Origin of the sequence: uncultured Rummeliibacillus sp. (assembly GCF_934216135.1) — a bacterium.
GTDB lineage: Bacteria > Bacillota > Bacilli > Bacillales_A > Planococcaceae > Rummeliibacillus.
In genome coordinates this window covers 1-13,000 of sequence record NZ_CAKQBI010000049.1, presented here as the reverse complement: position 1 = coordinate 13,000, position 13,000 = coordinate 1, and the positions used below count along the sequence as shown (strand labels likewise).

15 protein-coding genes and 1 pseudogene are annotated in these 13,000 nt (G+C 34.3%); 8 read left to right on the top strand and 8 right to left on the bottom strand.

Annotation, left to right across the window (positions count from 1 at the left end; all coding sequences use genetic code 11):
• Nucleotides 1–146: 146 nt before the first annotated feature.
• From Q0977_RS17100 to mobQ, 3 genes are read right to left on the bottom strand one after another with little or no spacing between them, the layout of a single operon-like run.
• Nucleotides 147–434 (bottom strand): helix-turn-helix transcriptional regulator, encoded by a 288-nt coding sequence (locus tag Q0977_RS17100; protein ID WP_042494391.1) that lies wholly within the window; start codon nucleotides 432–434, stop codon nucleotides 147–149.
• On the bottom strand, nucleotides 427–798 hold the full coding sequence (locus Q0977_RS17095; protein ID WP_277362573.1) for a type II toxin-antitoxin system RelE/ParE family toxin: 372 nt from the start codon (nucleotides 796–798) through the stop codon (nucleotides 427–429). The genes Q0977_RS17100 and Q0977_RS17095 overlap by 8 nt, the downstream gene beginning before the upstream one ends.
• A 53-nt stretch (nucleotides 799–851) precedes the next feature.
• Entirely contained in the window at nucleotides 852–2,975 is a 2,124-nt protein-coding gene (gene mobQ, locus Q0977_RS17090) for a MobQ family relaxase (RefSeq protein ID WP_299516094.1), read from the bottom strand.
• 193 nt (nucleotides 2,976–3,168) lie between these two features.
• Here mobQ and Q0977_RS17085 point away from each other — a divergent pair, with 193 nt between their 5' ends.
• Both Q0977_RS17085 and Q0977_RS17080 read left to right on the top strand, forming a co-directional pair.
• The gene (locus tag Q0977_RS17085; RefSeq protein WP_299516091.1) at nucleotides 3,169–3,441 is read left to right on the top strand and encodes a hypothetical protein; all 273 of its coding nucleotides are present in this window, start codon (nucleotides 3,169–3,171) and stop codon (nucleotides 3,439–3,441) included.
• Nucleotides 3,442–3,449: 8 nt separating this feature from the next.
• Nucleotides 3,450–3,728 carry a hypothetical protein gene (locus Q0977_RS17080; RefSeq protein WP_299516089.1) on the top strand — a complete coding sequence of 93 codons (279 nt, stop codon included), beginning with the start codon at nucleotides 3,450–3,452 and terminating at the stop codon, nucleotides 3,726–3,728.
• Between the two features lie 115 nt (nucleotides 3,729–3,843).
• Here Q0977_RS17080 and Q0977_RS17075 read toward each other — a convergent pair whose 3' ends face one another.
• The 4 genes from Q0977_RS17075 to Q0977_RS17060 form a co-directional block, all read right to left on the bottom strand.
• The gene (locus Q0977_RS17075) at nucleotides 3,844–4,596 is read right to left on the bottom strand and encodes a hypothetical protein (RefSeq protein ID WP_299516087.1); all 753 of its coding nucleotides are present in this window, start codon (nucleotides 4,594–4,596) and stop codon (nucleotides 3,844–3,846) included.
• Between the two features lie 129 nt (nucleotides 4,597–4,725).
• On the bottom strand, nucleotides 4,726–5,814 hold the full coding sequence (locus Q0977_RS17070) for a replication initiator protein A (RefSeq protein WP_299516085.1): 1,089 nt from the start codon (nucleotides 5,812–5,814) through the stop codon (nucleotides 4,726–4,728).
• Between the two features lie 932 nt (nucleotides 5,815–6,746).
• Nucleotides 6,747–6,995 carry a ribbon-helix-helix domain-containing protein gene (locus Q0977_RS17065; RefSeq protein WP_010499880.1) on the bottom strand — a complete coding sequence of 83 codons (249 nt, stop codon included), beginning with the start codon at nucleotides 6,993–6,995 and terminating at the stop codon, nucleotides 6,747–6,749.
• A 15-nt stretch (nucleotides 6,996–7,010) separates the two neighbouring features.
• A complete protein-coding gene (locus tag Q0977_RS17060; protein ID WP_299516077.1) occupies nucleotides 7,011–7,817 on the bottom strand; it encodes a ParA family protein in 807 nt (268 codons plus the stop codon).
• 470 nt (nucleotides 7,818–8,287) lie between these two features.
• Here Q0977_RS17060 and Q0977_RS17055 point away from each other — a divergent pair, with 470 nt between their 5' ends.
• Both Q0977_RS17055 and Q0977_RS17050 read left to right on the top strand, forming a co-directional pair.
• A complete protein-coding gene (locus Q0977_RS17055; protein ID WP_299516075.1) occupies nucleotides 8,288–9,625 on the top strand; it encodes an FAD-dependent oxidoreductase in 1,338 nt (445 codons plus the stop codon).
• A 496-nt stretch (nucleotides 9,626–10,121) separates the two neighbouring features.
• A complete protein-coding gene (locus Q0977_RS17050) occupies nucleotides 10,122–10,283 on the top strand; it encodes a hypothetical protein (RefSeq protein ID WP_299516073.1) in 162 nt (53 codons plus the stop codon).
• 140 nt (nucleotides 10,284–10,423) lie between these two features.
• On the opposite strand, the gene Q0977_RS17045 is transcribed toward Q0977_RS17050, so the two are convergent.
• Nucleotides 10,424–10,813, bottom strand: a complete 390-nt coding sequence (locus Q0977_RS17045; protein WP_273753752.1) for a helix-turn-helix domain-containing protein — start codon at nucleotides 10,811–10,813, stop codon at nucleotides 10,424–10,426.
• 127 nt (nucleotides 10,814–10,940) lie between these two features.
• Between Q0977_RS17045 and hxlA the strand changes: the two genes are divergently transcribed.
• The 4 genes and pseudogenes from hxlA to Q0977_RS17025 form a co-directional block, all read left to right on the top strand.
• Nucleotides 10,941–11,567: a 3-hexulose-6-phosphate synthase gene (gene hxlA / locus Q0977_RS17040; RefSeq protein WP_299516067.1), complete on the top strand. Its 627-nt coding sequence runs from the start codon at nucleotides 10,941–10,943 to the stop codon at nucleotides 11,565–11,567.
• 14 nt (nucleotides 11,568–11,581) lie between these two features.
• A complete protein-coding gene (gene hxlB / locus Q0977_RS17035; protein WP_299516065.1) occupies nucleotides 11,582–12,112 on the top strand; it encodes a 6-phospho-3-hexuloisomerase in 531 nt (176 codons plus the stop codon).
• Nucleotides 12,113–12,173: 61 nt separating this feature from the next.
• Nucleotides 12,174–12,350, top strand: coding sequence for a hypothetical protein (locus tag Q0977_RS17030; protein ID WP_299516063.1), 177 nt, complete (start codon nucleotides 12,174–12,176; stop codon nucleotides 12,348–12,350).
• A 47-nt stretch (nucleotides 12,351–12,397) separates the two neighbouring features.
• Nucleotides 12,398–12,688 (top strand): annotated as a pseudogene (locus Q0977_RS17025) (glucose-6-phosphate isomerase); the annotation flags it as partial.
• Nucleotides 12,689–13,000 lie beyond the last annotated feature (312 nt).

The window sequence follows — 13,000 nt, the reverse complement described above, 5'->3', positions numbered from 1 at the left end:
TTGGAAGCATCATTTATTTAAGTTAGATACATATTATATGTACGAAGGCATTTCATTTACACAAGATTCTTGACGCTACCCTAATACCAATACCCTTGTCATATTTTTAACTAATTAAGTACAATAACCAACAATATCTCATATGCCTAGGCAAAACTAATTTGTATTGACTTCCCAAAAGCATTTGCAATTTTTGAAATAGTATCCATACTTGTGTTAGCACCATTCTCAACTCTTGCAATCGTTGATTGTGGTAAACCTGATTTTTCTGCTAAATCGTGTTGTGTCCATCCGTAAGCTTCACGTTCATTTCGTACCGCCACAGCACTATTTAATTTATTTAGTTCTGCTTTAACATCATTAGCAAAGATTGGGTCTTGTAAATCTTGGGCAAAAAGATCATCAATATCCGTTAAATAAGTTTTGTTAGCCATTCTTTTCATCTCCCTTTCGTTGATAGTATTCTGCACGAATTTCTTTAGCATGCTTTATTTCACGTGCTGGTGTTTTCTGGGTTTTCTTAGTAAAACCATGCGTAATAATGTATTGCTCTTCTTCGGCATGAAAATACAAACCTCTTTGAATATTTGAAGCAACTTTGGACCTAATCTCGTATAGGTTACTGTCTAATTTCTTGATCCACTCCATTTTGGCAGCTGTTAATAGTCCTTGTTGTTCAATTGCTCGAATTAATGCAATTAATTTTTTACGATCTTTGACCGGTAATTGCTGATAAAATTCCACAAACTCATCATGACCGTTTAATCGTTGGTAGCTCTTAAACTTTGGTGTTTTCATAAATTAATTATATCATATATTGAATTTAATTCAAAAAATAAGTTGAACTTTCTTTATCTATGCAGCGTCCCATAATGCCGTCCTTTTCTATGATGTTGCCGTTGCTTTCTCTCTAATTCATACGCTAAGTCTGCTTGTCTTTTTTGTGTTTGCGTCTGCTCCTGCTGGCCGTCATACAATAAATTCATTAACGTATCCGTTAATAGTCTGCCTAGATAGTCTTGTGGTTTGGTTTGGCGATAATTAACTGCTCGATAATTTCCCATACTCTCGTGACGATAATTATCCGTTTTTTGATTATGCCGTTCTAGAGCTTGCTTAGCCTGTGTCACCTGTTTAATTGAAATCTCGTGATCTTGGCTGGCTTCTCCAATAAACAACTGTTGGGTCCCTCTATTTTTCAATACTCGTAACAGATTGGCATTCTGAATCTCATCAGGTTTGACTTGCCCACTCAAATAAGCAAGACCTTGTTCATGTTCCTGGGTAGTAAACTGCACTGGCGGATTGTCTTTCAATTGCTCTAAGGCATGCTTTTCTAAAGGCTTAAGTTCTGGATCGTAATAAATAACTGCCGTATATAATCGTTCCTTTTCGGTCATTTTAGTCTTGCTTAAATTCATATTGGGGAACGTTTTACTTAAGATGTTGTTATATTGCGTTTTAACAACTTGTTTGATCTCATTAACTGCCGCTAGTTCTTTGATATTTTGTTTTAATATTGCTTGCTTTTCATCATTAAAATCATTTAAAAGTGTGCCTCTAGTTAGTTTAATATCTGCTAAACGATAGCCTTTGGGGGCCAGAACATCACTGATTATTTGCTCAGCTCTTTGTTGTTGCTCTTCCAACATTAACCAACTAACATATGGCCGCTTGGTAAATGTTAAAACTTGTTGGTTAATAATATCTGCCCGTATCATAGCCAAACGCACTTTTAATTCGTCACCGGTAAACACTTTTTGTTCACTGTCGATTTCTTTAATTAGCTCACGTTGTTCTGCCATGGTAGTCTGGTTAAAGTCAACCTCTGGATAAAGTTTTTCAACCGTTCGTTTAACAACTTTATCTAATAGTTGATTAGCTTCTGTTAATGATTTTTCTTGTTGACTAATCGTTACTAGTTGTTGTGTCATATCTTCACCAATGGCTTGCTTAATCATGGCACTATTTTTCCAGTTAAACAGTAATCGTTGCTTTTCGTCTAAATTCTCTAAACTAACAAACGTTTTTAACTGCTGACTTAACTGTGCAACTAGCCGTTTTTCATCAAATGAATAATGACGCTGTAACGTCTGAATACGACGTTCATGATGGATCTTTTCGTTAGCATTTTTAACAATAGCTTTCGCTTGCCTAAGTTGTTGCACTTCACGATTGAATTGTTGCCGACTAGCTCGTTGTGAATTAATACCTTCATGTTGCGTGGGTACCTCTTCAATACCTTGATCGGCAAAGGACTGTTCACTAATTCGCTCGGGTATGTTTTTGACCGCAAAAATTTGGTTAACAGCTTTTGCCCAATTTTGACGCCATTCCGTAATTTTTTCTTTTTTATCCCAATCAGTTGTTAGTAGCTTTCGACTCCTAGGATATTTACTTGTTCCGGTATATGTTTTATGACCATTATCATCCAAAATATACACCTTACGACTCTTCACATCCCATGAACCATCTGGATTAAAGGGCCGGTTAGTTAACATCACATGGGCATGTGGATTATCAGGATGATCTCGATGAATGGCAATGTCTGCTACCATACCCGCATCAACAAAGTTTTCTTGCACATATTTTGTGAGTAAATCCTTCTGTTCAACTGCTGATAATTCAAGTGGTAAAGCCACATTAAATTCCCGCGCATATCTAGCATTGATCCGCCAATCTTTTTTCTCCACTTCATTCCATAATCGTTGTCGATCTTTGGCCCATTCTGGCGCATTTTTAGGTATCAAAATAAACGTTTCTGGCATGACATCACGTTTATAAAAATAATTTTTATTTTCCCGATCTGAATGTAATCTTTCACCACTACGATAACTAGCGCCTGCAATCGCACTACGCATTTTACCTGCACTTATATTTTGAAAACTCATGTGAAAAATTGCCATGCGGTAACATCCTTTCTGAATGATTTTTTGGTTGTCGCTATCAGCGACTTCTAATACAGATTTTAACACGATTTACCCCACAAGTAGTGAGTGGGGTGTAAGTGCGCATTAACCTCTTTTCACTCGGTCGCTGACTTCTGTACTTAATATTTTTATTTTATTCTTTTCTGTTTTGTCTCGCAAATAATAAGTTGACCTAAATTAAACATTGTCCTATTTTAAAGACATATTGATAGCGAGTAAATCTAAGGGGGTCATATTTATGGCATTATCAAATATTGAAAAGCAACAAGCTAAACTCGAAAAACTTAATGAAAAGGTTAAGCAGGAAAAGAAAAATATTGACCAGCGTTTAGGTCATGAGATTATTAAAGACGCTAAATTGGATTACAGTAGTTTAGATCAAGGAACACTTAAAGAACTTGCTTCTAAAATTGTGACTTATCTAAATGAAGATTCAATTGCTAAGTCAAACGATTCTGTCTCTAATCAATCTAACGAACAAGGCACTGAATTTGATCAACCTCAAGGCTAAATTTGCTTATGAATGAAAAGTATAATAACTTAATTAAGCAACGTGATAAAGCTGAAAAAAATATTGAACAAGCTGATTTCAAAGCTCGCCAATCTAAATACTACGAAAGTCAAAAAAAACGTAAAGCACGTTCCAGGCGTTTGATACAAAAAGGGGCGCTATTTGAAAAATATTTTGAAGCAGAAAATCTTAGCATTGATGAAAGCGAAGAACTGCTAAAAATATTTGCCAATTACGTCAACGCAAATAAACCTGATAAATATAAAAAGGGTAGCCCTAAAGATTAGGACTATCCTTTTTATTTTCTGGTTCTTTTTTTAGCTTTTATCTCTGGATTTTTGGCAAATTCTTTTAAATCTTGTTGTGTCCTTTTACTTATTTCTTTTTTAATCGATTCAAACTCTAATTGATTAGTTTTTTTAGATTTTTATACATGCTGTTTAGTTCATCATTGCTTAGATTTTTATTTTGTCTTACCTCTAATCCCTGAATCGCATTATCATACGTCCATTGCTTAACTTTGGTCATGTCGTTGGTGCGGTAATAATCAGCAATTAACTCGTTCCATTTATCCCACTTATCCAATGGCACATTGATTAGCCCAGCGCCACCGTCAATCATGATTTTATTGGCACTTAAAGTGGCAGTTCGTTTGTTACCGTCCCAAAATATTTGCTGGCGCATATTATGATACATAACAGTCAAGGCTTTATCAGTGGTGGTTGTCTGTGAATCAGCCAATATTTGTTGTAAAAATGCTTGTTCTTGTTGCTCGTCAATCATTGGCAGTTCAAAAAATTCTTCGCTCCCCAAATTGACCCCACCTTGTCCCTGTCGTAAGTCGCCAGGAACTAAGGCGTCTTCGGCAGCCACTACTTTATTGATTTGCTTTTCCATTGCTAACGTTAAAGGCTCGTCTTGGGTCGTAACATATTGCCAACCTCGCTTTAAATTAACAATCGTCAAAACATCTTCTACTGGTACACCTGCAACGCTCATGCCGTCCATGATCGTTTGCGTTTGTGGCAAGGTCGTATTAACTCCCTCAAAACGAGCGTTGGTATGCACTAACTTGGTAAAGTTTGACCGTGCAAAACGCCGATTTTCTGCGGGCGTGAAATTATACCTATCTGAATAAAACTGTTTTTCAGCCATGCTTAATTCTCCTTTAAAAGTTGATTTAAGCTGTTTATTTGTTCGTTTAAGCGATTTTTATAGTTCAAACGTCTAATTAGCTGTTTGAACTATAAAATGGCTTATATGGCATTATATGGCTTTTAACGGCTATTTATAATTTTCTATGTATCTAATTGATTCGGGTAGTCCACCTTTAAGCCCATTGATAAATGCTTCTTCATGGTCTTCTTTTGTTGGGTGTTCAGCACGATATTCACGTTGTTGTCTGGCACTACCATAATTTTCAAACATATTTTTCATTGTGATATACAAATAATTTTCTTGATTTCTGATTTTTTTATCATCACTTCTAAGAGCGTTAAAATAGCGTCTAATTGTTTGTGTGATTTTTGCTTGTAATTCTGGTTCATCATCTAAAATGAAACTGATGTCGTGTTCTTCCTGCACAGCTTTTCTGGCGTTTAAGATAATGCCGATAAATTTACGAACCTGTTTAGGATTATTCGTCCACAATGAAATTAGTTTAACCGTTTCTGGTTCAAATGGGATTCCAGCATCATCATTTGTCAGGAACTTATAAGCTTGTTTAACTAGGTCTTGGTTTTGGTTTTGGATTTCAGATTTTGAATAATTTTCTGTGGAAAAGTCTAGTTCTTCTGTATCTATATTGTATCTATTAGTATCTAAGTAGTTATTATTATATAGATTGCCTGTCATTTGGACAGTTCCGCTATTATCAAGGGTTTTAGCGTTTTGGTTTGTTGCTGTGACTGGAACTGTCCAAATGACAGTTCCGCTATTATCAAGGGTTTCTGGAACTGTCATTTGGACAGTTCCGCTATTATCAAGGGTTTCAGCATTTGCTTGTAAATAAATGTCCGTTGCTTCTACTTCTGGGCGCAATAAATATAAATGGTTTGGTTGATTTAGTCCCATTTGTTTTTGTTCAAGTAGTTCAACTTGTTCAAGTTCTTTTTTAATTTTAATGACTTTCTTTTCGTGATGATTTAATAATGACATCAACTCTTTGTTTGTAAAAATAAAATAAATGTTGTTTTCTTCGTCAATCCAGTTATTACGTATTGAGTAATTAAAACGGTCTTTTAATAAAGCATAGGCAACTTTTGCGTCATTGCTAATGGCTTGATATTTTTTATTGGTAAATAATACCTTTGGTAATTGATAGAAAGTTTCTCCGTAATAGTCATTTGTGTTGTATCTTTTATTCTTTTGCATGCTTGTTACTCCCTTTCTGCTTTGAAAGTGAGTTGATAAATCCAACAACTTGCATTAAAATTAAAAGTTGCTATGATTAGGGTTGATAAAATATTAGCATTGCCAATGGTCTAAATTTTATCAAACGCTTTTCAACTCACTTAGTGACTTAGTGAATGTTGATGTTTCATAAATGTAAGTGAAAATAAAAAATGGACTAGGCAGCTGTAACTACTTAGTCCATTGCTTTCAGTTATTCAGTCTAAATATACTTATTTGCGACTAGTCGCTAAAATTGGTATAATATAGCCAATATCTGAAATAATGTTTATCTAACTTTTTCCTGGCAGTTAAAGTTAGATAGGCTAAGTAGTGCGTCACCACTACTTATTTAAAACTTTAAGTCCCTGCTCTGATGAGTGGGGATTTTTTGTTTTAAAATTATTCTCATCTCATGTTCATTTAATTGAAATTGTATCATTTTGTAAAACTTAAAACAAATTAAAGACTAACTCTATTTTGTCTTAGTGCTGATATTTGCATGTGGTTGAAACCAAAAAGTGATTAGTGCAATCATACAGTAATAAGTAATAAACACTAAAAGCGCTGTATGATTCATCATAGGCTCGTTTAGCGCCACTAGGGGTATACTTGCCCCTACCAAGCCCTAAAGTGCTCACACACCACGCTAGAACGTGAATTAGGCGTGGTGCTGACCGACTGTTATTAAATGCCTGTTCTGCTTTAACTTGAATCTGGTATTCAAGTGGGAAAAGTAATTTGCGTAACATAAAACGTGTATCGCCGTTATTCAACTTCAAGATAGCAAATAAAGGCAATAAATAGATACACCCTAGATACAAATACAACCAGTAGTCAAGTAATTGAGTTTTCCTCCTAAATCATTTAACAAGTAAATAACTAAATAAACAAATAAATAAATTATTTAATAATTAAATAGCGTCTATAATTGAAGCTAAAAATTCTGAACGGTTTTTAAAGCCGTTTTCGTGCGCTGTCTTATCCATTTTTTTAAGCTGGCTTTCAGTGATTGAAAAAGTCACTGATCGCTTGCGTTCAACTTCTTTACGGCTAATTTTGCTGATAAAATCAGTAGAACTTTGTTTGTCATTTTTTAGCGTTTCCTGGTAGTTTTCTTTCATCTCTTCATCTTTTTTCTTGTTAAATGAATCTAAGCTCATAATAATAAACCCCTTTTATTTTATTTTGTTTGCTAATTCTTTAAACAATTGATTAGCTTGTTCAACAAACTTTTTGTTTTGCTTATAAATTGAATCATCTTGCTGTGTTAATTCAAAAATTGAAGCATGCCTAGCTGTTGCCTTATTAAATAATTCTCTTTCAGGAATAATAGTGGCTACCGTTTCATCATCTGCAATATGGTTAAGTAGGTCACGTGACATGTTTGTATTATGTTTAATCATGTTACCAATAAAGAAAAGTTTTGCGTCAACATAAGTTTCGCCAGTCCGATAATCAAAAAGTGATTTTCTAAACTTATCTAAGCGTGTTTCTAAGTCAAATTTTGCATTGTAACCATGTTCACTTGGTGTAATTGGACTAAGCAGGTAATCACTAACTGCGATAGCATTTTTTGTGATTGTACCAAAGTCTGGGTGTGTATCTATCAAGATATAATCGTACTGGTTTAACTGCAATTTATTCAAGTTGTTTTGAAACCACATGAATAACATCATTTCTTTATTGCTGTTATTTTCTAGACGGCTTCCTAAAACGTCTAGATCTATAAAACCAGCAATTAAATCTAAATTAGGCGCTACTTTATCAATTAAAACTTCCTGGGCTTCATCTTCATCTTTAAAGGCTTCTGCAATCGTGTTATTACGTTTTGTTTTTTCAAATACGGTTGTTAAATTACATTGGTGGTCTAAGTCAATTAGCAAAACTCGATTGCCTTGTTTTGCTAACCAATCCCCGTAGTTTAAAGTTAAAGTAGTTTTACCAACGCCACCTTTGATAGCGGTAAAAGTAATAATTTTCATTTTGCTTACTTCCTTTCCTCCTTGTCTATACTCATAGTATAGCACAATAAATAATTAAATAAATAAACAATTTAATTATTTATTTATTTAATTCGGCGTTGCTGGGTTCTGACACTAGTCCTAGTTTTACGTTCAATCATCTTATAAGTTAGTTCTTGCTGATGTAATTCATATGCAAATTTGATTTGTTCATCTGTGTTACATGAAGATTATTTACCGCAAAGTCAAAAAATAATATAATAGCAAATACTTTGCACTGAAAGGGTTAAATTGTCTATAATAATTTGAGGAGGTAATAATATTATGGTAATTTCAGAACATTGTTGCAATTAACTTTTATTATAATGACGCATACAAATTGGGAATTGGTTGCAATGTTAATCCTAAAATATTAGGCATTTATAATAAGTTTAGATCCTGATTTGTTATTTTAACAAAAAGTAAATATTGAATAGCAAGGTGAATGAATAATGAAACATTTTAATAATATTATTATTGGATTTGGAAAAGCAGGTAAAACACTTGCAGGAACACTTGCAAAGCATGGTGAAGAAGTATTAATTATTGAAAAAGATCCCAACATGTACGGAGGAACTTGCATTAATGTGGCTTGTTTACCGACTAAAAATATGATTATTAATGCCCACCGTGGTATAAAATATGAAGCTGCCTTAAAAAAGAAAAATGATCTAACTGAAAAGCTACGTAATAAAAATTATCATAAGGTGGCTGATTTAACCGGCGTAACAGTTTTAACAGCCACTGCTGAATTCTTAGATAATCACACACTGCAAGTATCTGATAATTCAGGGCAGGAAATATTGCAAGCAGATCGAATTTTTATTAATACAGGGGCCACACCAGTTTGGCCTAATATTGATGGATTACTTAATAGTAAAAATGCTTATTCATCAACAGATCTGCTTGCAAAAGATAAACAATTAAAAGAATTAGTTATTCTAGGTAGTGGTCCGATTGGCTTAGAATTTGCATCAATGTATACACAATTTGGTAGCCACGTGACGATCATTGATAACTCATCTAAGATTTTAGAGAAATTTGAACCTGAAATTGCTCAACAAGCTAAGAATGATTTAGAAGAGGATGGTATATCCTTTTTATTAGAAAGTAACTTAATAGCTGTGTCTGATACACTAAACGGGGTAGCCTTAACTGTAAACACGCCAAGCGGATTTAAGAAACTACAAGCTGATGGATTGTTGGTTGCTACGGGACGTAAAGCAAAAGTGGCTGATTTGCACTTAGAGCGAACAAGCATTAAAACGGGTAGTCACGGTGAAATTTTAGTCAACGATACACTAGAAACCAACGTTAAAAATATCTATGCTTTAGGTGATGTTGCCGGTAGTTCACAATTTACTTATATTTCTCTAGATGATTGGCGGATTATGGCTAATCAGCTATATGGTGATAAGACACGAAGTCGTTTAAATAGACCAGTATTTGCTAGCACAGTTTTTCTAAATCCAGCTATTAGTAGTGTTGGACAAACAGAAGCACAACTAAAAGGAGCGGGAATTCCTTATAAAGTTTTACAAATGACAACCTCTAGTGTTCCCAAGTCACAAGTGATTGGTAATCCAAGAGGTATCTATAAAGCATTAGTAGATCCGCATACACATCAAATTTTGGGCACAACTATTTATGCCGAGGAATCATTTGAGACGATTAATATTATTAGTGTAGCCATGCAAAATCATCTTTCTGCTGAGTCTTTGCGAGACCAAATATACACACATCCGACAATGACGGAAGCATTAAATGATTTGTTTGCTCAAATTGAATAATTAATTTTTGTAATCCGCTTCTTGCGATAACGTTGATTTATTGCAGGAACTTTACTCTTATACTAAAAAATGGACTATTGTTATCCAGTCCGTAAAATGAAAGTATAGGAGTATTTTTTATGTCAATTCGTTATTCACAAGATTTCACAAATTAATTGGTTAAACTTCACCAAGAAGGCCGTTTACTTAAATCATTAGCAGAAGAATCTAGACCGTCGAAAGATTCTATTTCTATTTGGGTTAAACAAGCTACTCCAATCATGATCAACTGTCAGTCAAAGACTTTAAAATACGTCAAGCAACTAGAGAAGGGCTCGCTATTTTGGAGGAAGATGACGGAGTTTTATCACGCATAGTCTGATATGTATTGAGCGGCCATCTGACTAATCACAGATGGGTCTATTTAGCGACCGTTTTGGACCTTGATAAGAGAAAGGTATTAGGCTATAAAATTGGCAATACAATGACAACCGAACTAGCCACAAGTGCCTTATAGATGGCGTTAGATAAGTATAAAAATCCACTAATAATTCATCCAGATATGGGTTCACAATACACAAGTGCTGAATTTAATATCAAAGGTCAAAATTATGACTTGAAACATTCATCTTCACTCCAAGGACATCCATACGAAGAAGTTTATTTGAAGGCATACTAAACGTTAACTGAAGTTCAAGCAGCCATTGGCTGGTATATTAATTTTTATAATCGCAATCGTATCTCAAATGTCGCCTAATAAACTGAATAAAAATAGTCCAATTTATTGATTTCTGAGCATCTTAAACAGCAGATAAAAATCTATAAATCATTATTAAATGTTTTCACTAAAGTAACTTGTTTCAGTCTATTTTCTCCCCAGTCATTTAAAGCAACTATGATGGGAATTAACGTTTCTCCTATATCTGTTAGTTGATATTCAGTGTGTTTTACTTTACCAGTTAAGTATTCTCGTTTAGAGACAATTTGGTCCGCCATTAACTCATTCAGTTGGTTTGATAAAACTTTTTTACTGATACCCTTCAGATTTTTCATAAAATATGAAAAGCCTTGTGGCCCATCATTTATTAAAATCCATAATATTAATAATTTATGCTTACCGCTAAACATTGATACTGTAAATTCTTTAGTACAATCAAAATCGCCATTACTAAGTTTTTTCATAACAGTATTTCGAAAATAATCTGACATAATACTACTCCCTTATGGATAATAAATATAAAGAGACACTAGGTTACTTTGAAGTGCCCTCTATTAAATTTTACCAGCAAGGTAGACAATGTACATATAGTATTAAAAAGAAAGGTGTTATTTTATTATGAAACTACAATTAGCAATTGATTTAGAAGATGTTCAAGGAGCCATTGATTTAATTCAAAAGACGAAAGATAGTATTGATATTTTTGAATATGGAACTCCTTTGGTAATTAATTTTGGACTTGAAGGACTAAAAAAAATTCGTGCAGAATTTCCAGATATTACATTACTTGCTGACTTGAAAATCATGGACGTCGCTCCATATGAAGTGAACCAGGCATTTGCTTACGGGGCAGATATTACAACGATTTTAGGTGTTGCCGAGGATCAATCTATTAAGGACGCTGTAAAAGCAGCTCATGAAGCTGGAAAAGAGTTGTTGGTTGATATGATTGGGGTCCAAGACGTTGCAACCCGTGCTCGTGAAATAGATGCTTTTGGAGCAGATTATATTGGCACTCATACAGGGTATGATTTACAAGCCTTGGGTCAAGATCCCTTTGAAACCTTTAATATCATTAAGAACAATGTTTCTAATACAAAGACCGCAATCGCTGGTGGAATTAAATTAACAGCAGCGGAGGAAATTAAGTCGGCTAATCCAGATCTATTAATTATTGGTGGAGCAATTTCTACAGTAGATGATCCAGCCACAGCCGCAGCTGAATTCAAGAAATTGCTTGGATAATATAGGAGTTTGTTATGAATTGGGAAAGCATACTTTATGAACTAAATAATAATTCAGATAAAAATATTTCCGATGAGTTATTAGTGGTTATCAATTCAACTAATAGAATTTTTTTGACGGGATTTGGACGTTCAGGACTAGCATTACAGGCTTTTGCCATGCGCCTTGCGCAATTAGGTAAAGAGACTTTTTTTGTAGGAGATACGACTACACCTGCTATTCAGGATAAAGACTTATTAATTATTGCCTCTTCATCTGGAGAAACGAGTCAATTAATTCAATATGTTGATACTGCAAAAAATATTGGCGCGAAAGTTTGGCTATGGAGTACAAACACGCATAATACAATATATAAAAAAGCAGACTATGTCACTATACTATCAGGTAAAAGTAAGTTTACTAATGACGACATAACACAACAACCAATGGGAAGTTTATTTGAACAATCTGTTTGGTTATATGGAGATTTATTTGTCATGAACTATATGAATAAATTTAATATTTCCGAATCCGAATTAAAAAAGAGGCATGCTAATCTTGAATAATTCTATATTAAAATTTAAGACCCAACATCTAGAAAAATTTATTTTAGATGCGGAAATTTCCATGGTGCAACCAATGGTTACAGTTGCGGATGAAATGCTACGTAAGGAGACTGGGGCTGGTTCAACCTACACTGACTGGCTTCACTTGCCAACTGAATACGACAAGGATGAGTTTGCACGTATTCAAGCAGCAGCAAAGAAGATCCAATCAGACTCAAAGGTTTTGGTTGTTAGTTGATTAACTATGATCCAACGTTGGTTCAATTCGGTGAGTGGTGGAAGCAATTGCAAGGTGAGAAGATGAGCTACGTTAACCGTACTGCTTCAGAAGGAACGTTGTTGGCCCACGTTGACGGTGGTGTACCTAACATGATTATTGAGGTGGACAAGAAAAATGAATTTGCTTTGGGACAAGCCATCTACTTCTTTGAAGTAGCTGTTGCCATTTCTGGTTACTTGAATGGAATTAATCCATTTGACCAACCAGGCGTGGAGGCGTATAAGCGTAATATGTTTGGATTGTTGGGAAAGCCAGGATACGAAGATATTACTTATCAGTTACAACAACGCTTATGAATAAAATAAAAGGCTAGTCACTAACCAAAAATTGGTCAGTAACTAGCCTTTTATTAGTTAGTATGTTTTAGAAATATAAGTTCAGTTTAATTGCACAACGGGGGGGTTAAAAACGTCTATATAAAAATTCCTCGTGTTACTAACACGAGGAATAATTTACTTTAACGGTAACTGTTTAAAAATTTATTTTAAAACAGGCAAACTTGTCAATCTATAAGTTTAAATGCTTATCAACATCAACATTATAAAGCTGATAGGAAGGCATCATTAAATGCTGGGATATCCTTTGGTTCGCGACTGGTAATTAGATTA